Genomic DNA, 22,067 nt, shown 5'->3' on the forward strand with positions numbered 1-22,067 from the left:
GAAATTCCTCTTTCTTTTTAACTCTTTTTCACTGTTAACTATTATACGCTAAAGATGTGGACAAAAGAAAAAAGACCGCAAATGCGATCTTCTTTCTATGTGTATAACTTTTATTGCAATGTTTTAAATTATATTCTCAAACATAAATGTTTGAGAATTGAATCTCTAAACGCTAAAGCTTTAAGAGATGAACTAGATCATTTCATGATCTAGAAATGTATCCGTAAGCGCTAAAGCGCTAACGGCTACATTCCCATATCTGGAGCTGGAGATTGTGGCTTATCTTCAGGAATATCAGCTACAACAGCTTCAGTAGTAAGAAGAAGTGCAGCAATAGATGCAGCGTTTTGAAGGGCTGTACGAGTTACCTTAGTTGGGTCAATGATACCTGCGTCAACCATGTTTTCCCACTTATCAGCAGCTGCGTTGTAACCAACTTCATTGTCTTGGTGTTCCAACTTATCTAAGATTACTGAACCATCTTTACCAGCGTTTTCAGCAATTTGACGAACAGGTGCACTCAAAGCTCTCAAAACAATGTTGATACCAGTTTGTTCATCAGCTGAATCACCCTTAAGATCCTTAACGGCCTTTTCAACGTTAACAAGTGCAGTACCACCACCGGCTACGTAACCTTCGTCAACAGCAGCACGGGTTGAGTTCAAAGCATCTTCGATTCTGTAACGACGTTCCTTAAGTTCAGTTTCGGTAACAGCACCAACGTGAATAACAGCTACACCACCAGTAAGCTTAGCAAGACGTTCTTGCAACTTCTTCTTGTCGAAGTCTGAAGTAGTTTCTTCAATTTGCTTTCTGATTGAGTCTTCACGTTCTTGAATAGCATTCTTTGAACCTGCACCGTCAACAATAGTAGTTGAATCCTTAGTTACAGTGATGCGACGAGCTTGACCTAATTGATCAATCTTGGTGTCCTTAAGTTCAAGACCCAAGTCATCAGTAATAACTGTACCGCCAGTTAAAGCAGCGATATCTTGAAGTTGAGCCTTGCGACGGTCACCAAAGCCAGGAGCTTTAACAGCTACAACATTGAAAGTACCACGAATCTTGTTCAATACAAGAGTTGGAAGAGCTTCACCAGAAACATCATCGGCAATAATCAACAATGCCTTGCCTTGTTGAACAATTTGTTGCAACAATGGCAAAATGTCTTGAATGTTTGAGATCTTCTTGTCGGTAATTAAAATGTATGGATTATCAAGGTCTGCTTCCATCTTATCGTTATCAGTTACCATGTATTGTGATAAGTAACCGCGATCGAATTGCATCCCTTCAACTACTGATAATTCAGTGTTGATACCACGCGAATCTTCGATTGTGATAACACCATCCTTGCCAACCTTTTCCATTGCATCGGCAATCAAATCACCAATTTCTTTTGATCCTGATGAAACAGCAGCAACTTGAGCAATTTGATCCTTTGAAGAAACGCTGTGGCTAATCTTGTGAAGTTCATCAACAGCAGCCCTAGTGGCTTTTTCAATACCGCGACGAATACCAACTGGGTTAGCACCGGAAGTAACGTTCTTCATACCTTCACGAACAATTGCTTGAGTCAAAATAGTAGCAGTAGTAGTACCGTCACCAGCAATATCGTTAGTCTTTTGTGCAGCTTCAGCAACAAGCTTAGCACCCAAGTTTTCAAAGTGATCTTTTAATTCAATGGACTTAGCAATAGTAACACCATCGTTAGTGATGTCTGGGTTGCCATAAGTTTGTTCCAAAACAACATTTCTACCCTTAGGACCAATAGTGGTCTTAACAGTATCAGCTAATTTATCAACGCCCTTTAAGAGTGAACGTCTTGCGTTTTCTGAGAATTTAATATCTTTAGCCATAGATTATATCCTCCTTATTTCGATTTATTTTAAAAGATTTGACTTATCTAATTACTTAACGATTGCTAAAATATCTTTTTCGCGAAGGACTAAGTACTTTTCACCTTCATATTTAACATTAGTGCCAGAGTACTTATCGTATAAAACTACGTCACCTTTCTTAACCGTCATTGGCAGCTTTTCGCCATTTTCAGCATAAGCGCCGTTGCCAACTGCAACAACTTCACCTTCAGTTGGCTTTTCCTTAGCATTGGAAGCAAGGACGATGCCTCCAACAGTCTTTTCTTCTTCTTCTTTAACTTTTACGATCACGCGATCACCGATTGGTTCTAACACGTTTGTCCCTCCTATAATATTAGTTTTTTAATTTTTATTATCATATTTGTGAGTTANNTAACTCACAAATATGATAATAACGTGTTTTCAATAAAAAAGCAAGAAAAAATTAGCACTTTTTATAAAAGAGTGCTAATTTTACTTTTTCTTTATTTTTCTAGAGGAGTATAAGATTTTTTAATTATGAGCAGTAACAGCGATTAATTTATCACCATGCTTAACGCCTGCATCGCTAATTCTTTGAACGTTAGCATAGTTGGCAGTATTAGTAATAATTTCCATTACTGTTGTATCATAGCCAGCCTTCTTGACGGCTTCAAGGTCAACCGTACCCAACTTATCTCCTTTGTTAATACGTTGTCCTTGCTTAACAAAGCTTTCAAAGTGCTGACCCTTTAAGTTAACTGTATCAAGACCGATATGAATCAATACTTCAGCACCTTTATCAGATTTAATGCCATAAGCGTGCTTGGTCTCATAAGCAATAGTAACAGTACCTGTCACTGGTGCGTAAATCGTGCCATCACTAGGAACGATTGCTGCACCGTCACCCATTAATTTAGCGGAAAATACTTTATCGTTTACTTTAGTTAAGCTTTCAGGCTGTCCATCTACCGCAGCCGCAATAACTTCATCCTTTAAGCTTAATTGTTCTTTAGATACCTTTTCGGCTTTTTGATTATCTTCAGCAATTGAAGTTGCATCATTAACTGGAACATCTTGACTAGCAACTTCTTCCTTCAAATGACCTTTACCGTAAACATAAGTCAAAATAAAGGCAATGACAAAACTAATTGCAACGGAAACAACCCACATTGGAATCGTCTTTGGATAAATTGAAAGGAAGCCCAGGAAGCCGGCTGAACCTAAAGCAGCAGCAGTAACATGCATCAAGCCCGCAAAGGCAGCAGCAACACCAGAACCGATTAAAGCACAGAAGAATGGGAATTTGTACTTCAAGTTAACGCCGAAAAGTGCAGGTTCAGTAATACCAAGAAGTGCAGAAACAACAGCTGATGAAGAAAGGCCCTTCATCTTTTTGTTCTTAGTTAAGAAGTAAACTGCGAAAGTAGCAGCACCTTGAGCTACATTGGCCATACATGCGGTAACGAAGATAAAGTCACCAGAGCTTGCACCGTGAGTTTGAGCAAATTGAGCCAAAAGCTGAGTTTCAACAGCTGGAAAGCTTTGGTGCAAACCAGTAGTAACAATTGCTGAGTAAGTTAAACCAAAGACACCCATTCCGAAGGCACCAGTTGTATTGTAGAGCCATACGATGGCATTAGTAATCGCATCAGATACGCCTTTAAAGACAGGACCGATGATCGTGTAAGTAAGAAAACCGGTAATCATCAATGACAGAAGTGGTGTGAAAGTAAAGTCAACGGCTGATGGCAGCCACTTGTGCAATCTCTTTTCCAGAATAGAAAGTACCCAAACAGCAACCAATACTGGAATAACTTGATATTGGTAGTTGGTTTGAGCAACATGCCAACCCCATAAGTCCCAGAACTTAGCTGCACCGCCTAAGTTAGGCGTGGTCATAATCATACCGACGGCTGCACCTAATAATTGGTTAGCACCAAATCTCTTGGCTGCCGACATACCAACCAAAATTGGCATAAAGATAAATGGAGCAGCGGACATAATTTGAATCATACTTGAAAGTCCGGCAATATTTGGTGCCATTTGAACAACTGACTTGGAGCCAAACAAACCTGGCGAAGTCAAGAAGTTGTTCAATGCCATAAGCAAACCACCAGCAACTAAAGCTGGAATAATTGGAACAAAGATATCAGACAAGAGCTTAATGAAGTCCATTACTGGGTTCTTCTTTTGACCCTTGGCAGCAGCCTTCTTTAAATCATCAGTTGATAATTCTTTCAAGCCAGTAATTTTGATTAATTCATCATAGACGTCATTAACGTCCCCTGGCCCAATAATTACCTGATATTGACCATTAGTCTTAAATGTCCCTTTAACATCAGGATCATTATCTAAGGCCTTTTGGTCAATTTTTGAATCATCCTTTAAAACCAAACGCAAACGAGTAGCACAATGCGCAGCGGCAATGATGTTATCTTGATGAACATCTTTGATAACTCGTTCTGCTACTTTCCTGTGATCCATAATTTTCCTCCCTCAAAATTATGTAAACGCTTTATTTCTGAATTCACTAATTATGATAGCGTATTCTAAAAATATGTCAATCGTTTATCATATATTTTCATCTTTTTTGCTATGATTTTGTATAAGCACTGATTCTTTAGCAATTAGCTTAGCTGATAATCGTTTGACATAGCTTACTGTTTTTAATAAAATAGTCTTAAAAAGATACCGCTTTCATGGAGGATATTATTATGGAATGGACTCGAGAAAAACGTTACTTGCCTTATAATCAGTGGAGCGCTGAAAAACTATTGGATTTGCAAGCAAAAGCAGCCAATTCGCCTGTACAGATGCATTATCACTTGCATCCCATCTCAGGATTAATCAACGATCCGAATGGCTTTTCTTATTTTAATGGCGAATATCACCTCTTTTATCAATCCTATCCTTTTGGGGCCGTTCATGGTTTGAAATCCTGGTGGCACTTCAAGTCTTCAGATTTAGTTCACTGGGAAAATTTGGGTTTGGCAGTTAAACCTGACTGTAAAGCCGATTCTCATGGGGCTTATTCTGGTTCTGCAATGCAAATTGGCGATCGTCTTTTCTTAATGTATACTGGAAACCACCGCGATGAAAACTGGATAAGAACGCCATATCAAATTGGAGCTTGGATGGATAAAAATGGCAATGTCAGTGATAAGCATGTTTTATTCGAAAAACCAGCAAACATCACTGAGCATTTCCGTGATCCACAAATTATTAAGAAGAAGGGACATTATTATGCAATTTTAGGTGCACAGGATCAGGCAGAAAAACATGGACACATTGATGTTTGGAAATCTGACAATTTAACTGATTGGCACGAGTTAGGATTTTTACATTTTACTGATCAAACAATGGGCTATATGATCGAATGTCCAAACATCGTCAACGTTGACGGCAAGGCTGTCGCCATTTTCTGTCCTCAAGGACTAGATCAACAGGTCGCAAACTACCGCAATATTTATCCAAACATGTATGTAATTGCCGACCAAGCTGATTTTGAAAACACGCAATTAATCAATCCTGGTCAATTGCATAATCTCGACGAAGGCTTTGATGTTTATGCCAGTCAAGCATTTAATGCACCAGATGGTAAAGCTTATGTTATCAGCTGGGTAGGCTTGCCCGACACAACTTATCCAACCGATAATGAAGAATGGGCTAACTGCTTGAGTCAAGTTAAAGAACTTTCCATTAAAGATGGCAAATTGTTACAGCAGCCTGTTTCTTCAATTAAAAGTTTGCGCGGTCAAGAAGAACAAACCAACTCACAATTAATTAAAGAAAAAACCAACGGACAATATGAATTAGCAATTACCATTAAAGCTGGTCAAAATGGTAAACTTTATTTAGCAGCAAGCGACGATTTAAGTCAGAATGTCACTCTCAGTTTTGATACTGCCAAAGGCTCATTAACTTTAGATCGTTCACATAACGCTCAATCCGTTTCAGAAAAATATGGTCAAACACGTAGCATTTTGCTAAAGCAGGATGCTGATCTTAAACTAGACATTTTTGTTGACCATTCTTTAATCGAAGTATTTGTTAACGATGGTGAACATGTTTTAACCGGAAGATTCTTTAATGATCCTGACAAGCAAAAGATTTGTTTCGATCACAAGATTGACTACACAGGCCACTTCTGGGAAATGAGAACCATCCTTTAAAGTAAAGGTGATCAAAAAATGGCAGTAAAACTCATCGATGTAGCTAAAAAGGCCGGAGTTTCTGCAACCACAGTTTCGCGTGTAATTAATAATTACGGATATTTAAGCGAAGCAACAAAAGAAAAAGTATTCGCAGCTATGCGTGAATTAAATTACCAGCCCAATTCCTTGGCTCGCTCTTTGCAAGGCAAAAAGATGAAGCTAATCGGTGTAATTTTTCCAAGCATTGCTAACCCATTTTTTGCGGAATTGATTCAAGATATCGAAGCTGAACTTTTTAAAAAGAACTATAAAATTATCCTTTGCAATGCCGGTAAGGATAAAGAAAAAGAACGTGAATACATTAAAATGCTGTTAGCTAACCAAGTTGATGGCATTATCGCTGGTGCCCACAATTTAGGAATTGATGAATATCAACGCTTAGGTTTGCCAATTGTTTCTTTTGATCGCAAGCTTTCCGATAATATTCCGATCGTTAGCTGCGATAACTATCAAGGCATTCAATTGGCTGTACATGATTTGATTCAAGCCGGCTGCAAAAATATTTATTTCCTGGGAAACAAATTAACTAAAGGCAATCCAACGGACAAACGTCTAAAGGCTTATTTGGATACGATTAAATCATTAAAAATGACGCCTCATCTTTGTTCAGTAGCATTTTCCGATTCTCCTCTTTTAAAAAAGATGACAATCCATAAAATGCTGACGCATGATCATCCGGATGGCGTAGTTTGTACAGATGATCTAACGGCAATTTTGGTTTTGCAAGAAGCAGTCGAGCTAGGTATCCAGGTACCAAAGGATTTAAAAGTGATTGGTTTTGATGGGACAAAAGAAATTCAAACTTATCATTCCGAATTATCTACAATTGCTCAACCGATTTCGGACATGGCTGTCCTGCTTGTTAAATTATTGCTAGAACGCATTAATGATCCACAAAAACCACTTAGCCAGCACCAATATCAACTACCCGTTCGCTTAATTAAAAGTAAAACCACAGCATAAGAAAAACGCCTTAGCAATGCTAAGACGTTTTTTAATACCTTTAATTACCAAAGCCTTCAATCTTGTAGACTCTATTCTTTAAAGTCTTAAGATCACTCTTTCTATGATATGCGACAGTCAAATAAATTTCATTTGGACTTACGACCTGTACACTCTCAAATTCGGTAACATAGCCCAAAGTATCAACTGTATGATCATGATCAAGGTTGGCTACTTCCCATTCATCAGGATTGCTTGAACCCCATGGAATCTTGACAATCTGACGTGGATGTCCTTCTTTAGCCATCCCTAAGAAATTAGCTTTTGGCCCTAATTGACAAGAAACATAAACATTGTTGTCTTGATCAATATCATAGCCCTGAATTGATGGAATTGTTTGATTAAAACTAGGAATTGTAAATGCACCTAAACAATGCAAATTTTGAATATTGACATCAGACGCACTAGATTCGGCATTATCCAAAGCTTCATTAACTTCATTCAAATCATAAAGAGCAAAATGACCTACATGATTTAAATCAATGCTTGCAATCAATAAACGCTTGTAATCAGGGGAAATGGCTGCCTCAAGACGTTCTAGCTCTTTGCCTGGGTAAGCAACGCTGCCATCGCCAAAGCCTGAACCGACACGGTTTAAATATGACAGACGTGGCAGTTCGGTATTGCTGTCATACTGAACGCTACCGCCATTAATGTTTACTCGTGCAATTTGCGTATCCCATAAGATATGACCATGTTTCTTAGGCTTGGTTCCGATAAAGTAGTTGCCTGGCTTTCCTGAGTAAACCCAAGTCTGGGTATGACCGCCAGCCATCCCTGATAAGCAAACAATTGGATTATCTTCATCAAAGAAAATGTGCTTCCGGTTTGCTTCTGCTTGATAGACAATGATATCTGTTTGTTTATGCAAAAGCTGCAAAGCAAAGATTTGATTATTGACTAAATTAGTTGCTTGCACTACGACATGATGCAAATTTTCCAATTCATACATTAAGCTTAGATTGACGTTTTTTTCGATCATTAATCTGCTCTTTCTATATTTAAAACAAATATACCAATATTATATTCTAAATGTATCTAACATCAATATCGCTCATGCTAGCACGCCCTTGAATAATCAAGGTAGGACCGCCACCATTGGAAGTTCCCTCAATTTGAATATTGCCAAATGTTTTACCCAAGTTGTCTTTTACCTGCCAAGACAAAGGCACATAAATATTCAGTTCAGTCATTGTAACGTTTAAATCCATTACTACCGTATCACCAGCAGCCTGTGCATCATCTAAGTAGAGGTTGATATCACCCAACTTGCCATTGACTTCAATCGTCTCTAATTCTTTTGAGTGAATGTAGCGCGAAGTATCGGATAAAGTCTGATCAACAACCACGTGAGACCCTTTTTCGTTACTCACCGTATCAGTAAAGATATGATCTGAAATACTTTCTCTTTTGTTCCTAAAGTCCTTAATTTTCTTATTTGCGTAAACCACCGTATGAAATCGATTGCGAAAAATAATCCCCAATCCGATTGAAATAAGAACCGCGGCAAGCAAAATCGTCCATGGTACTAAACGTTCAATATGCAATGGCTTAGCATAAACTATCAATAAAAAAGCAATAGAAAAGACGCCTTCCGTAATTCGCCGATTAATCACGCTGTCAATTAAGCCTAAAGCAAAAATAATTGTTCCTACAATAGCCCAAAAACCAATTTTGTAGCTCAAAATTCCCATTTGGTTAACAACTACCAATGCTGCAGCTGCTAAAAAGAAAATGCCCCAAAAAGAGCGCCAAAGCTTGTTTCTCATGATAATTGCCTTCTTTCTTCTAATCTGTCTCTTAAGTCGCGATAATAATGTCTTGAAACGTATACTGTTTTATATGAATTTTGAAACCTAATCTGGCAATTTGAAATTGATCTGGTTAAAGAATATATCTGATCTAAATTTAGAATTGTAGATTTAGCAACACGCATAAAATTGCTGCCCAACAGTTGTTCTAGTTCATATAATTTATACTTTACTTGATACGCTTGCGTTGTAGTATGCGCTATCACGACCTTGCTATCAGTCTCAAAGAAGAGAATCTGATCTAGATTTAAATAATAAGAAGTATCGTCCTTAGTCGCTTCAAGCTGTTCAGGAGATTCCTCATCTGCCTGCAGCCGTTTGTACAAGCGTTCAATTTTCTCATTCATTTTAGGCGCAGTGATCAAAATCTCAGGTTCTTTTTGATTAGGATCGATTTCCAATCTTATTTTCAAATCTTCTCCCCTCCTTTTTTCGACTTGATGATATTAAAACAGCTTTAATCATGGAAAACTAGCCTTTTAAACTAAGTGGTCATTTTTATCAACCAAGTGGTAAAAAAAAGACCGCCAAAAGTTTGGCGGCAATTTTTATTCAATTTTAAAAGTCACTTTTCTTGGCTTTATCAGAATCCAAGAAATAGATTAAAGTTTGCAATTCAGTTGCCAGGTCGACATTTTGTACTCTGACATCAACTGGTGCTGATAATCTAATTGGCGTAAAGTTCATAATTCCTTTAATTCCAGCCTCAACCATATCATCCGTTGTCTTTTGCGCAGCTGATGATGGCACTGTCAATATAGCAATTGAAATTTGCTGATCACTTAATTGCTGCTTTAAATCGCTCATATCGTAGACGGGCACGCCGCTTAAGATATGACCGGTGATTTCTTTATTAATATCAAAGGCACAAGAAATTCTAATATTATTGCTGCGTTTAAAGTTGTAGTTCAGAAGAGCTCGACCCAAGTTACCAACACCAACCAAAGCTACGTTGGTTAAAGTGTCTTGGTTCAAAATCTTCTTAAAAAAGGTCAGCAAGTTTTTTACATCATATCCGTATCCACGTTTGCCTAAAGCACCAAAATAAGAAAAGTCGCGTCTGATAGATGCGCTGTCGACTTGCACAGCTTCAGATAATTCAGTTGATGAAACTTTTGCCTTGCCTTCTTCATTTAAAATGATCAGGTAACGGTAGTATAACGGCAATCTCTTTGCTGTTGCTTTAGGAATTTTAATTTTGTCCATTAATGAAGCCCCCAATGTGTTTCATGTTTGTGAATGAATAATCAAACATCTATATCATACGCGGAAATATAGGAACTTTGCAAGTGGATTTTTCACAAACAAGCTTTTTTCTGCTTATGGTAAAATAATGACAGGTGAAGAATTATGATTATTGCACAAGGGCACGATCTTGAACAGCAATTCGGTGCCAATACTTTATTTAAAAACGTTAATTTCTCAATTGATTCAAATGCCAGAATTGGCTTAGTCGGTCCAAATGGTGTCGGTAAAACTACTTTGCTTAAAATTATGACCGGTCAGCAAGAGCCAACTCATGGCGAATTTACTGTTAATAAAAACATTGAGGTCGGTTATATTGCTCAGGAAAATGCATTAGATGAGGACAAAAGCATTTGGGATGAAATGGAAACCGTCTTTTTGCCATTAATTAATCAGGGCAAAAAATTAACTCATATGCAAGAACAAATCGCTGATCATCCTGAAGACAGCGACCTGCTTAAACAATATGATCAAATGCAGTTTCAATTTGAACAAAATGGCGGCTATACTTACCAATCAGATATTAAAAGTATTTTGAATGGGTTTAAATTTCCAGAGGATACTTGGCAAAAGCAAATCGGCAGCCTCTCTGGTGGTGAAAAGACCAGATTGGCATTTGTTAAACTATTGCTGAAAAAGCCGCCATTGCTTCTGTTAGATGAACCTACCAACTATCTTGACTTAGATACTTTAGACTGGTTGGAAAGCTTTCTTAAAAATTATGAAGGCGCAATCCTTGTCGTTTCCCACGACCAATATTTTTTGGACCATCTGGCAACGCAAATCTTTGAACTTGAATTTGGCAAGCTAACTGCTTTTAAAGGCAATTATTCTCAATACCAGGAGCAACGCCAAGAACGCGATAAAGAGCAAGAAGCAGCTTACGAAAAGCAACAAGAAGAAATCAAAAAGGACGAAGAGTTTATTCAAAAGAACCTCGTTCGGGCTACAACCACTAAGCGAGCACAGAGTCGGCGCAAAAAGCTGGAAAAGATTGAACGAATTAAGCCGCCAAAACATAAAAACAAGGTTAGAATTCGTTTTAGCAGTGATCGCCCATCCGGAAAAGAAGTCTTGATTTTAAATAATTTAACGATTGGTTATCCCGAAAAGACCATGGTGCAAGATATTTTCTTCCAAGTAAACAAGGGAGATCGCGTAGCGATCATCGGTTCTAACGGTATCGGCAAATCAACTTTGCTTAAAACAATTATGAAGCAGCTCAAGCCTAAGGGCGGTTCAATCAAATATGGTGCTTCCCTTGACATTGGCTACTATGATCAGGAATTGCAACGTCTTGATCCTGGTAAAACAGTGCTAGATACTGTGTGGGATCGCCATAAGACAATGCCAGAGCGTGATGTGCGGTCAATCTTGGCTAGCTTTCTTTTCACAGCAAAAGATATTGATAAGACTGTCGGCCAGTTATCTGGTGGACAAAAAGCTCGACTAACATTAACAGTGCTTTCACTTGAGCATGACAATTTTCTGTTAATGGATGAACCAACGAACCACTTGGACATTGAAGCCAAAGAAGTGCTCGAACAAGCCTTAAAAGATTACGATGGCACCCTGCTCTTCGTTTCTCACGACCGTTACTTTATCAATCAACTGGCAAACAAGATTGTTTCCGTTCGCTACGGTCATGCTAAAATCTATGAAGGAAACTATTCTTACTACCTTGACGAAAAAGCAAAACAAAACGCAGGACTAACTCCAAAACAAGATGGAACCACTCCTCACGAAACTGAGCCAGTAAAGAAGATCAGTGAGCAAAAATTATCTTATCAAGAACAAAAACAGCGTGATTCGCAAAAACGTAAATTGCAACGCGCGATGGAAAATGCCGAAAAGGAAATTGAAAAACTGGAAAAAAAGCAACAAGAGATTCAAAATGAAATGGCGAAACCAGAAATTGCTACTAATTTTGATAAATTAGGACCTTTGCAAGAAAAATTATCTGCAATCCAGGAAAAACTTGATCAAGCCAATAGTGATTGGGAACAAGCAATTACAGATCTTGATAATTTTGAATAAAACAAAAACGACTTCACTTCTGAAGTCGTTTTTGTTGTCTAAAAATTAGTTCAACATACTATCAGCATATGGCAGTTCAAGCGATGGATCAGCATTCAAAGTTAAATCCGCGAACTTGCCAGCATTGTAAAGATTGTAAGCAGCCGCTCCAATCATTGCTGCATTATCGCCACAAAGCTTAATATCTGGCAAAATCACCTTAGGCTGCATTGTCTTTGGCAACTTGGCAATTTCACTACTCATCCGGTCGCGCAAACCATGGTTGGCGGCAACCCCACCACCCATAATGAAAGTCTTAGGCCGATATTGCTTCAATGCCCGAATGGTTTTATGAGCTAAAACATCAATTACTGATGCTTGGAAACTTGCAGCTAAATCATACTTATTCAATTGTTGGTGAATTTGATCAGCATGGTGACAAGTGTTGATAAAAGCACTCTTAAGACCTGAGAATGAGAAGTCATAATCATCGTCTTCCATCATTGCACGTGGAAAATGGAAAGTATCTTTGCCTTCGTGAGCCCAAGCGTCAATTGTTTTACCTGCTGGATAGTTAACCCCAAGTACACGACCGATCTTGTCATAAGCTTCACCTGCTGCGTCGTCACGGGTATCGCCAATGATTTCAAAATGAATTGGATCTTTCATTAAAACAATCTCGGTATGACCACCAGAAACTTGTAAAGCCAAAGCTGGATATTCAATTTCATCTTTTAATTGGGCAACCATAATGTGTCCCATAATATGATCAACACCAATTAAAGGAATACCAGTTGCCATTGAAGCTGCCTTTGCTGCACTAACGCCAATTAACAAAGCCCCAACCAAGCCGGGACCATAGGTAACGGCAATTGCATCAATATCATTCCAACTGGCATTTGCTTCAGCTAGAGCTTCTTTCGTAATTTGACTAATAACTTCAATGTGGTGCCGACTAGCGACTTCTGGAACAACGCCGCCAAAACGCTGGTGACTTTTAATCTGCGTAGCAACGATTAAGCTCTCAATTTCACGACCATTTTTGATAACCGCCGTTGAAGTTTCATCACAAGAACTTTCATAGGCTAAAATGCGAACGTCTTTTTTCTCACTCACATTGTAAACTTCCTTTTTCTAATTCGATGAGGTTTTAACCATAAAACCATATTGACTGCATCGGTATGAGTATCCTGATAATAATTTTTTCTAACAAAAGTTGCTTCAAAACCTAATTCTGAATACAGTCTTTTGGCCCGATCATTATCAATTCTTACTTCCAGACTAACACATTCACAGTTATTCTGTCTTGCCCTTTCAATCATTAATTCCAATAGCATATGACCAATGTGCTGGCCTTGATATTTAGGAGCGACCGCAATATTGGTAATATGCGCCTCGCGGGGATGGAAACGCGCTCCGATAAAGGCAACTAAGGTTGAGGCCTCATATACAACCAAATAGAGTGAATTTTTGCGTTTTCTTAATTCCGTTTTAAAGGAAAAACTGCTCCAAGGGGTTTGACCAGAATAGACTTCTTTTTCCAAAACCAATAAGTCCGGAATATTTTCATCTGAAGCTAGCATTACCTGTAGACGATTATTCCCTACTGTCGTGACAAAAGGAGTAAAATCCATCGAGATTTGATTGCTTTCCGGATGAAAGAATTGGTTTAATGTTTTAAACTTCTTCAACATAATCACTATCTGGACCGAAAGGCTTCCCCGTCTTCTTATGCCAATCTACTTCAGCTTGCGTTCTGCGCAAGTATTTCGGCAACAATTTATCAGGGTCAACTGGCTCTGCAGTTTCAGCTAATTGACCAATTAAACCAGCATGAACACCATTTTGCTCATCTTTACCATAGGCAAAATCAACGCCTAAGGCTTTAATTTTATCTTCCTGCTTATCTAAACCGCTGCCTAGCAACAAAAGATGCCTATCGTTTTCCTTCAAATAATCCTTAATGGCTTGCAATAAGGTATCAATATGATAATGACCATCTGGAATTACATTTTGCGGAATTTGATTTTTATCTAAAACATATGCACCGGCAAAATAATTATCGTTGCGGGCATCAAGTGCAGTCACAATTAAATCATCGCCAGAAGCTGACTTGGCCAATGCTTGCAAAGTGGAAATACCAACAACATCCTTATGCAAGATGCTGGCAAACATCTTAATGGTTGTTATTCCGATTCTCAATCCAGTATATGAACCTGGCCCAATTGCAACAGCAAAGCGGTCGATATCTTGCAAAGTTAACTGATTATCTTTTAAAATTTCATCAATTAGCGGATCAAGGTGTTCGCTGTGGTTGCGCTTATCTACTTCATTTTTTTCGACAATAATCTTTTGACTGTCATTTAAAGCAACGCTCAAATTGCTGGTTGCTGTAGAAACACTTAAGATTTTCACATTATTCTTTCCCTTTTATTTCTAAAATCACTTTTTTATTTTAATACGAGAAACGGACTGCAAGACAAAGTAGACGACGATCATTTGAATCCAAGGAACGATAATTTCTTTAGGGGCGCGCTGAATCAAAGCTGCCTTAAGATCCAGGCCATACATTATGTGAATCCACATTGTATTCATGCCAATATTGACAATGAGGTCAACTAATAAAGTCGCAACTATAATCCGCCAGATTTTCACTGGCTGCTGGTAGAAAAACAAACCATATATAAATGGTGCGACCATTGCTGTTAGCGTAAAACCAATAAAGAAGCCGCCCTGATCCCCAAAAATTGCGGAAGCAATCAAGTCACTAATACCGCCACCAACGGCTCCCCAAATTGGGCCAAACAGATAAGCAAGCAAAACACTGCCGATAAAACCAAGACCGACTTTTACCGTAGCTGGGCCTAATGAAAATCGTGTCAAAACAACTTGCATGGCTACGATTAATCCCAACAAAATCAATTCACGCAAATCGATCTCAAACCATTTTTTAATACTCATTGTTGGCCATCCTTTTCATAAAAAAAACATAACCATTTTATCATGCTTTAATTTAATTATATCTTACGCCAGCCAATTTCGCAAACAGCTTGCTCTTTCCCGTCCTCATTTTCAATAGCGTGATAGGACTTAACTGGCTCTTTGCTTAGTGTCATGCAGGAATAAGGTACTTGACCATAGCGAACTTCTTTATCAAATTTAATGTCAATTGTCTGAATCAGATGCGTTTTTAAAAAGTCGCGATCAAACATATCGATAAACCAGTTAAAATAATGGCTATTGGTCAAGTGATGGTTTGTATCCAAATCATCATAACGTACGCGATACTGCCGCTTTTCATCATATTTATCTAATGGACGCAGGCGCGGAAAACGTGGCATCTTTTGCAGAAGCGGAACGTCAAAATCATGCATCATTTTCTCATCAGCCACAGTCAGCTTTCGCTTCTTCAAGTCAAACATGACCCATTGGCTATGAACTTGAACTAGAGAATTGCCATCTTGATCAGCAATCCCGAAATCACGATATTCAAAAAAGTGGTTATAACCGACTGCTTTGGTGCTCAAAATTACATGTTCGCCTGGTTTGGGCAAAGAAGAAATCTTAATTTGATATTGAGTTACTACCCAACCTAGTCCGCGCTTGCGCAAATCCTCAGTTCCAGCGTGTCCTTTATCAAGCTGATGTTCGGAAACCTGCATCAACAAGTCGATCATGACGGGAATTTTTAAATGCTGATTTTCATCGCAATCACTATATTCAATTTGATATTTTTCCGTGTACTTCATTTTTCCTAGCCTTGATGATATTGATCATACAATTCGTTTTTAGAAACATGATGCTCTTTGGCAACTTCCTTGATCGCATCTTTCTTGCTTTCGCCTTTTTGTACCAAATCATTAACTAATTTGATTAAATCTGGCCAAGAAAGCTGTTTAGGAGCTTCAGTATTAGGTGAGATCAAAATAACAAACTCGCCTCGTGGAGCATTTTCGGCAATATAGCTGCTAACTTCCGCAACTGTGCCGCGAATAAATTCCTCATGAATTTTCGTCAGTTCTCTAGCAGCCACAATTTGACGCTCTGCTGGCAAAACTTCCGATAATGTTTTCAAAGTTTTTGCCAAACGATGCGGTGCTTCATAAAAAATAGAGGTTCCACGAAAATCCCGCATTTTTTCAAAGTAGCCCTTTTGCTCCGTTGCTTTGCGTGGCAAAAAGCCATAATAAGTAAACGGCTGCGCATCAAAACCAGAAGCAATCAACGCCGTAGCAAACGCAGATGGTCCTGGCAAAGGAACAACGGGGATATTATTCTTAATGCACTCTTGCACCAAAATATAACCAGGGTCGGAAATGACCGGCATCCCTGCATCACTAATTTCCGCAATCGTAGCACCATCTTGCATTAATTTAATTAATTCAGGCGCTCTTTCTTTTGAATTATATTTATGAAAAGAAATCATATGATTGTGGACACCAATTTTTTCAAGCAAAATGCCACTCGTTCTCGTGTCCTCGGCTGCGATGTAATCTGCATCCGTTAAAACTTTTTTTGCCCGAATCGTGATATCTTCTAAATTTCCAATTGGAGTCGGTACTAAAAAAAGTTTACCGCCATCTTTGGTATAACTACTTTGCCGTTGCATTGTCTCCGTCCTTTTTAATGCTTCTTCTTTTCACCAAAATTATCTAGAATATCTAAACAAAACATGCAGTCCGAACTAGGGTCACGGTGAGAGCCATAGTACATATTGCAAATATGGTAACCTGAATTATAAATTTGCTTTAATGATTCAAGTCCACTTTGCGTTTTTGCAACTGGTTCGCCACGTTTGGCTATCAATTTATCTAGTTTTTCACGTAAAAGCTGATTTTCAACTTTTAGTTCTGTGTTTTCCTTCAGCGTATCTAACATATCATTTTCAAGGCTTTCAATGGTTTTGGTCATTTTTTCCATTGAATCGTGGAGCTGCTGCAGCTTGGAATATGGATCCATTCTTTTCAACACCTACCGTTTCCACTGTAAAGCAAGATAATCTAATGAATTGCGAAAATTCACGTTACTGAACCGCATTTTATCAACTTCCATCAGCCATTTTAGCATACGTGTACCAGCCAATCTGCTGCTTTCGCTTTGCAAATCCTGCTGGGCCATAATCTTGAGCCGCAGCAAAATATAATGCTGATAAGTAACTGTATTAGCTTCATCTGCTAATTTATGTGCACTCACTAAAGCAAGACTGCTGCGTTCAAGCATTTCTTGATAAAAATACTTCACTTCTTGATCAAGCTTGGTCGTATCGCCTAACTCTTCAATTTCTTCATTGGTAAAACCATTGTCTAAAAGAATGGCAGTTTTACCATGAACCTCTTCGCCCTCATTAAAGTTAATGATCTGCGTTCTTGAACGCACTGTTGGCAATATTTGATCCGCATTATTTGTGATCAAAATTGAAACTACTGGTGCGATGGGCTCTTCAAGCAAATTAAGCAAAGCATTAGCTGCTGGCAAAGTTAATTTTTGTGCTTCATTTATGAAGAAAAAGCGACAGGTGCTCTCAACCGGACTTTTTGCCAGTTCTTCCTTTAACGGACGAATCTGGTCGATACTCAAAGTTTGTTTTCCTTCAGTTTGAACAAGCAAAACGTCAGGATGGTTGCCTGATAAAATCTGCTTACAGTTGCGGCAAGTGCTATCGGGCTTTTTTTCACCAGTACAATTAAATAAACATGCCAGCCAATATGCAGTATTTAATGCACGCGTTTCATCTTTATCCACAAATAAATAGCTGTGAGCAAGCTGCTTTTTTTGATAAGCTTCGCGTAAAAAGGTCGCTTGCTTTTGGCCAATGTTTTTTAGATCTACCATTTAAAATCGTTTAAACTCATCTACATTTACGACAAAGCAAGTTGCTCCGCCAACTGTTACTTTAACCGGAATACTTATGTCCATGTCGTTAGGAATTAAATTAGGCCGAACATATTCTTCTCTGGCCTCAGATTTAGATTTGATAACATCCAAAACCTGCTCCACTTGATCATCTGGTGTTCCGATTAAGAAAGTGGTATTTCCTTCGCTTAAAAAACCACCGGTTGTTGCCAATTTAGTCGCACGAATATTTGCCTTAATAAAAGCGTGCTGCAATTTATTGGAATCTTCTTTTTGAACTATGGCAATTACTAATTTCATATAATCATTCCTTTAAAAAAGATCAGGCAGCCGTTTTTTAATAATAGCAATTGTTTCAGCTACCACTTGATCAAACGGCTGACTAGCATCAATTTTTACAATTCTGTCAGGATTCTGGCGAGCAATTTTTTGATAACCAGCATAAACCTTTTCATGAAAGGCTAGTTTTTCTTGTTCCAAGCGATCTTCCTGATCAGGACGCAGTTTTTGAATTCGGGCTAAGCCAATTTTAGGATTGAGATCAAAAAACAGTGTTAAGTCTGGTTCTAGTCCTCCTGTTGCAAACTCATTAATTTGCTTAACTTGGTCAATGCCAAGATCACGACCGGCACCTTGATATGCTAAAGAACTATCGACAAAACGATCTGAAAAGACAACTTTGCCTGCTGCCAAAGCTGGCCGTACAATTTCTTCCACATGTTGGCTTCGCGCTGCAGCATACAAAAGTGCTTCGGTACGATCATCCATTTTTACATTGGCAGGATCCAGAATGATTTGCCGAATCTTTTCTGCAATTCGTGAACCACCTGGTTCTCTAGTCACAAGATATTGTGTCTTCAATTGTGGTCCGATTTCATTCAAAACCTGCTCTAATACACTGCTTTTCCCCGCACCATCGGGACCTTCAAGACTAATAAAATAACCTTTCATAAAATCCTCCATGCCTTTATTTTACAGGAGTTAGCTTTGGAATTACAGTCCCAGTATTTGATTAAAGGAAAAAATAAAAAGCTTGCCCAACGGGCAAACTTTTATTGCGTAATAGCATTTGTGATACCACTAAATCTTGTATGACGATAACGTGCCTCGCTATACAAAAAGCTGTACTTAGCGCGCAGGATTTCGTTAGCAACCACATTATCATCTGACAAATCTAAAGTAGTTTGATCTAAATCTTGTTGCAAAGCAATTTGATTTTGCAATTTTTCAACGAGAGTGATCAACTTTTGGTCGCCCTCTTCTTTGATCTTATCTCTTTTTCTTTTAACCATTATAATGATGTTCTCCCTTGTACAGCACGTTTTAAAGTAATTGAATTAGCGTATTCAATATCGCTGCCGACAGCTAATCCAGCTGCCAGACGGGTAACTTTAATTCCAGCCGGTTTAATCAATTTGCTAATGTACATTGCAGTTGATTCACCTTCTGGAGTTGAGTTAAGCGCTAAAATTACTTCTTTGACTTGATCCTGCTTTTGAAGACGAGTAATCAGCGACTTAATATTAATCTCTTCTGGACCTACTCCATCCATCGGTGACAAGACACCATGAAGGACGTGATATAAGCCGTTATATTCGCCCATTTCTTCAAAAGCCATGACATCTTTTGGCTGCTCAACAACCATAATCGTTGTTTGGTCACGCTCCGGATTCGAGCAAATCGCACATGGATCCTGTTCCGTGATATTGCCACAAATTGAACATTGATGCAAATCCTGTTTGACTTCCGTCAATGATTTGGCGAATTCTTGCACATCCTGTTCAGGCATATCCAACGTATAAAAAGCTAAGCGAGTAGCTGTTTTTTCACCAATTCCCGGCAACTTCATGTAGGAATCAATCAAATGAGCAATTGGTAATGGATATTGCAATTACATCAAGCCTTTCGTATATTTGCCCAAACTTGCTTGAGTAGCTTCATCAATTGCAGAAAGTCCTTTGTTAACTGCGTCGATGACCAAATCTTGCAACATATCTGGGTCATCAGGATCAATTGCTTCTTTATCAATCTTTAATTCTTTTAACTTGCGATCACCGCTAAAAGTTGCAACAACCATATCATCTGCAGATTTGCCAGTAAATTCTTGAGCTGTGATATTTTCTTGCTCTTCTTGCATTTGGGCTTGAAGCTTCTTAGCTTGCTTCATCATTTGTTGCATATTCATGCCACCCATACCACCAAAATTAGGTCTTCTACTCATTTTTGTTTTCCTTCTTTGTTTTTCTTTTATTTTAATCCTTAATATGAACTGCGTCGCCAAATAAATCTTTAGCTTTATCGATTATCTTGGAATCAGCCTCTGACTGAGCGTCATTTTTTTCTTCTTGAATTGCTTCAATCTTCTTTTTTTTCTTAGCCAACAGCTCTTCTTTGTGACTTTGCACAAATTCTTTTCTGACTTCAAGCCAATCATTATCTGGCACAAATACAATACCATAAGAATGTTTGGCAAATTTTTCAATATAGCCAGTTAACTTATCAAGCAAGTCACTGTCCGAACTAGCCTTTTCAAACCATAGAGCATACTTGCATTTCATTACTACTTGCTCGGGACTGGCAGCAACTGGTTCAAGCACGTCCAGCAATGCACGTTCAGAAACAGCCAATACTGACTGCAAATCCGGCCAGACATTCTTGATTCGAGTAAGATCTTCACGAGTAGCATTCTCAAGAACGTGATAAACACGCTTGCGATTTTGCTGATCGCTTTCTTTAATTCGCTTAACTGGCTTCTTTTTTGCCTTAGTTTCTGCGGCTTCTACTCGCGTTTGTTGCGGCTTATTATTTTTCTTGGTCGAATCCAAATGAAAGACATGATCTTTGTCAAAAGTCTTCGGTGACTGGACAAGATTATTAACCTGCTGCGTTAAATCAACAACCTGCTTCTTAAGTGCCGCAATTTCAGCTTGCAAATCATTATTAGCAGGAGCTGGTTGGTTAGCGGATTGAGTAGCTACCTGTGTTTGAAGCTCTTCTTTCTGACTTGCTTCTACCAAAAATACTTCAAGTGGAATCTGTTGCTGATTGGTATAACGCAAATCATTCAAAGCGTTATTAGCCAATGTAATTAAACGAAAGTAGCGTGCACTTGGAATTTGGCTGATTTTTTGACTAAAATCTTTGGTTAAAAAACTATTGTCATCAACGGCCCCATTGGCCTTGCTAATCATCAAACTGTTAGTGGCTAGATCAATGAGCTCATCTAAAATATTTTTGGAACTAGCACCATCCGCTAAAGCAGATTGGGTTTCTTTTAAGGCTGCACCAGCATCTTCACTTAACAAAGCCAGCAAAATTTTTTCAATATTTTCACGAGCCGTAAAACCAGTAATTTTCAGTGCATCGTCATAATTGACTGAACCTTTTTCATAACTGAGCAACTGATCCAAAATACTAAGTGCATCCCGCATCCCACCATCAGCAACTTGGGCAATCACAGCTAGTGCTTTTTCATCATATTTGATTTTTTCTTGATCAAGAATATATTTCATTCTCTGTTCAAGATCTGCTTTTGAAATTCGTTTAAAATTGTAGCGCTGCGTCCGCGAAATAATAGTTGCCGGAACTTTTTGCAATTCCGTTGTCGCTAAAATGAAAACGACATGCTCTGGTGGCTCTTCCAAAGTTTTCAATAAAGCATTAAATGCACCCATTGAAAGCATATGAACTTCGTCGATGATATAAACTTTGTATTTTCCTTGAGTTGGTGCATATTTTACCTTATCACGAATATCGCGGATCTCATCAACGCCGTTGTTAGATGCGGCATCGATTTCCATAATATCCGGCATTGATCCGGCATCAGCCGCCTTACAATTTTCACATTCATTGCAAGGTTCACCATCTTGGAGATTGGTACAATTCAGTGCTTTAGCAAAAATTTTGGCACACGAAGTTTTACCCGTTCCTCTTGGTCCTGCAAACAGAAACGCATGTGAAATTGTATTTCGTTTTATCGCATTTTTAAGAGTATCGGTAATCGCGGTTTGGCCAACTACACTATCAAAAGTGCCTGGACGCCATTTCCGATAAAGTGCTTGATAAGCCATGAATTCTCTTTCCCTAGT

The 22,067-nt window shown here is 38.5% G+C and carries 24 protein-coding genes; 3 read left to right on the forward strand and 21 right to left on the reverse strand.

Annotation, left to right across the window (positions count from 1 at the left end):
- Nucleotides 1-245: 245 nt before the first annotated feature.
- From groL to B2008_RS06415, 3 genes are all read right to left on the reverse strand, one after another.
- Nucleotides 246-1,856 carry a chaperonin GroEL gene (gene groL / locus B2008_RS06405; protein WP_281829190.1) on the reverse strand — a complete coding sequence of 537 codons (1,611 nt, stop codon included), beginning with the start codon at nucleotides 1,854-1,856 and terminating at the stop codon, nucleotides 246-248.
- 51 nt (nucleotides 1,857-1,907) lie between these two features.
- Nucleotides 1,908-2,192, reverse strand: coding sequence for a co-chaperone GroES (gene groES / locus B2008_RS06410; RefSeq protein ID WP_281829188.1), 285 nt, complete (start codon nucleotides 2,190-2,192; stop codon nucleotides 1,908-1,910).
- A gap of 177 nt (nucleotides 2,193-2,369) precedes the next feature.
- Nucleotides 2,370-4,322, reverse strand: a complete 1,953-nt coding sequence (locus tag B2008_RS06415; protein ID WP_281829186.1) for a sucrose-specific PTS transporter subunit IIBC — start codon at nucleotides 4,320-4,322, stop codon at nucleotides 2,370-2,372.
- A gap of 230 nt (nucleotides 4,323-4,552) precedes the next feature.
- Between B2008_RS06415 and B2008_RS06420 the strand changes: the two genes are divergently transcribed.
- The gene (locus B2008_RS06420) at nucleotides 4,553-6,010 is read left to right on the forward strand and encodes a sucrose-6-phosphate hydrolase (RefSeq protein WP_281829185.1); all 1,458 of its coding nucleotides are present in this window, start codon (nucleotides 4,553-4,555) and stop codon (nucleotides 6,008-6,010) included.
- Between the two features lie 18 nt (nucleotides 6,011-6,028).
- Nucleotides 6,029-7,015, forward strand: coding sequence for a LacI family DNA-binding transcriptional regulator (locus B2008_RS06425; protein ID WP_281829183.1), 987 nt, complete (start codon nucleotides 6,029-6,031; stop codon nucleotides 7,013-7,015).
- 40 nt (nucleotides 7,016-7,055) lie between these two features.
- Here B2008_RS06425 and B2008_RS06430 read toward each other — a convergent pair whose 3' ends face one another.
- The 4 genes from B2008_RS06430 to B2008_RS06445 form a co-directional block, all read right to left on the reverse strand.
- The gene (locus tag B2008_RS06430; protein ID WP_281829181.1) at nucleotides 7,056-8,036 is read right to left on the reverse strand and encodes a class III bacteriocin; all 981 of its coding nucleotides are present in this window, start codon (nucleotides 8,034-8,036) and stop codon (nucleotides 7,056-7,058) included.
- A gap of 46 nt (nucleotides 8,037-8,082) precedes the next feature.
- Nucleotides 8,083-8,823 (reverse strand): LiaF transmembrane domain-containing protein, encoded by a 741-nt coding sequence (locus B2008_RS06435; RefSeq protein ID WP_281829179.1) that lies wholly within the window; start codon nucleotides 8,821-8,823, stop codon nucleotides 8,083-8,085.
- A complete protein-coding gene (locus tag B2008_RS06440) occupies nucleotides 8,820-9,278 on the reverse strand; it encodes a LytTR family DNA-binding domain-containing protein (protein WP_281829178.1) in 459 nt (152 codons plus the stop codon). Before B2008_RS06440 ends, B2008_RS06435 begins: the two co-directional genes overlap by 4 nt.
- 145 nt (nucleotides 9,279-9,423) lie before the next feature.
- Complete coding sequence (locus B2008_RS06445) at nucleotides 9,424-10,071, reverse strand: redox-sensing transcriptional repressor Rex (RefSeq protein WP_281829177.1); 648 nt, start codon at nucleotides 10,069-10,071, stop codon at nucleotides 9,424-9,426.
- Between the two features lie 144 nt (nucleotides 10,072-10,215).
- Between B2008_RS06445 and B2008_RS06450 the strand changes: the two genes are divergently transcribed.
- Nucleotides 10,216-12,147 (forward strand): ABC-F family ATP-binding cassette domain-containing protein, encoded by a 1,932-nt coding sequence (locus B2008_RS06450; RefSeq protein WP_281829175.1) that lies wholly within the window; start codon nucleotides 10,216-10,218, stop codon nucleotides 12,145-12,147.
- 45 nt (nucleotides 12,148-12,192) lie between these two features.
- Here the strand turns inward: B2008_RS06450 and tsaD are convergent, their stop codons facing one another.
- The 14 genes from tsaD to dnaX all read right to left on the reverse strand — a co-directional run bounded on the left by tsaD (nucleotide 12,193) and on the right by dnaX (nucleotide 22,049).
- On the reverse strand, nucleotides 12,193-13,242 hold the full coding sequence (gene tsaD, locus B2008_RS06455; protein WP_281829173.1) for a tRNA (adenosine(37)-N6)-threonylcarbamoyltransferase complex transferase subunit TsaD: 1,050 nt from the start codon (nucleotides 13,240-13,242) through the stop codon (nucleotides 12,193-12,195).
- Complete coding sequence (gene rimI / locus B2008_RS06460; protein ID WP_281829172.1) at nucleotides 13,239-13,820, reverse strand: ribosomal protein S18-alanine N-acetyltransferase; 582 nt, start codon at nucleotides 13,818-13,820, stop codon at nucleotides 13,239-13,241. Before rimI ends, tsaD begins: the two co-directional genes overlap by 4 nt.
- Nucleotides 13,804-14,541 carry a tRNA (adenosine(37)-N6)-threonylcarbamoyltransferase complex dimerization subunit type 1 TsaB gene (gene tsaB, locus B2008_RS06465; RefSeq protein ID WP_281829170.1) on the reverse strand — a complete coding sequence of 246 codons (738 nt, stop codon included), beginning with the start codon at nucleotides 14,539-14,541 and terminating at the stop codon, nucleotides 13,804-13,806. Before tsaB ends, rimI begins: the two co-directional genes overlap by 17 nt.
- 27 nt (nucleotides 14,542-14,568) lie before the next feature.
- Nucleotides 14,569-15,087, reverse strand: a complete 519-nt coding sequence (locus tag B2008_RS06470; RefSeq protein ID WP_281829169.1) for a folate family ECF transporter S component — start codon at nucleotides 15,085-15,087, stop codon at nucleotides 14,569-14,571.
- Between the two features lie 56 nt (nucleotides 15,088-15,143).
- Nucleotides 15,144-15,875, reverse strand: coding sequence for an acyl-[acyl-carrier-protein] thioesterase (locus B2008_RS06475; protein WP_281829168.1), 732 nt, complete (start codon nucleotides 15,873-15,875; stop codon nucleotides 15,144-15,146).
- Nucleotides 15,876-15,880: 5 nt separating this feature from the next.
- Nucleotides 15,881-16,735, reverse strand: coding sequence for a 16S rRNA (cytidine(1402)-2'-O)-methyltransferase (gene rsmI / locus B2008_RS06480; RefSeq protein ID WP_281829166.1), 855 nt, complete (start codon nucleotides 16,733-16,735; stop codon nucleotides 15,881-15,883).
- A 14-nt stretch (nucleotides 16,736-16,749) separates the two neighbouring features.
- Nucleotides 16,750-17,085 (reverse strand): DNA replication initiation control protein YabA, encoded by a 336-nt coding sequence (gene yabA / locus B2008_RS06485; RefSeq protein ID WP_281829164.1) that lies wholly within the window; start codon nucleotides 17,083-17,085, stop codon nucleotides 16,750-16,752.
- A gap of 12 nt (nucleotides 17,086-17,097) precedes the next feature.
- Complete coding sequence (locus B2008_RS06490) at nucleotides 17,098-17,958, reverse strand: DNA polymerase III subunit delta (protein ID WP_281829162.1); 861 nt, start codon at nucleotides 17,956-17,958, stop codon at nucleotides 17,098-17,100.
- Nucleotides 17,959-18,279 (reverse strand): cyclic-di-AMP receptor, encoded by a 321-nt coding sequence (locus B2008_RS06495; RefSeq protein WP_281829161.1) that lies wholly within the window; start codon nucleotides 18,277-18,279, stop codon nucleotides 17,959-17,961.
- Nucleotides 18,280-18,291: 12 nt separating this feature from the next.
- Nucleotides 18,292-18,930 (reverse strand): dTMP kinase, encoded by a 639-nt coding sequence (gene tmk, locus B2008_RS06500; protein ID WP_281829160.1) that lies wholly within the window; start codon nucleotides 18,928-18,930, stop codon nucleotides 18,292-18,294.
- 101 nt (nucleotides 18,931-19,031) lie between these two features.
- A complete protein-coding gene (locus B2008_RS06505; protein ID WP_281829158.1) occupies nucleotides 19,032-19,271 on the reverse strand; it encodes a YaaL family protein in 240 nt (79 codons plus the stop codon).
- A complete protein-coding gene (recR, locus tag B2008_RS06510; protein ID WP_006351468.1) occupies nucleotides 19,271-19,870 on the reverse strand; it encodes a recombination mediator RecR in 600 nt (199 codons plus the stop codon). Before recR ends, B2008_RS06505 begins: the two co-directional genes overlap by 1 nt.
- A complete protein-coding gene (locus B2008_RS06515) occupies nucleotides 19,871-20,200 on the reverse strand; it encodes a YbaB/EbfC family nucleoid-associated protein (RefSeq protein WP_281829157.1) in 330 nt (109 codons plus the stop codon).
- A gap of 31 nt (nucleotides 20,201-20,231) precedes the next feature.
- Nucleotides 20,232-22,049, reverse strand: a complete 1,818-nt coding sequence (gene dnaX / locus B2008_RS06520; RefSeq protein ID WP_281829155.1) for a DNA polymerase III subunit gamma/tau — start codon at nucleotides 22,047-22,049, stop codon at nucleotides 20,232-20,234.
- Nucleotides 22,050-22,067 lie beyond the last annotated feature (18 nt).

The organism is Lactobacillus sp. UBA5813 (assembly GCF_002417895.1).
GTDB lineage: Bacteria > Bacillota > Bacilli > Lactobacillales > Lactobacillaceae > Lactobacillus > Lactobacillus amylolyticus.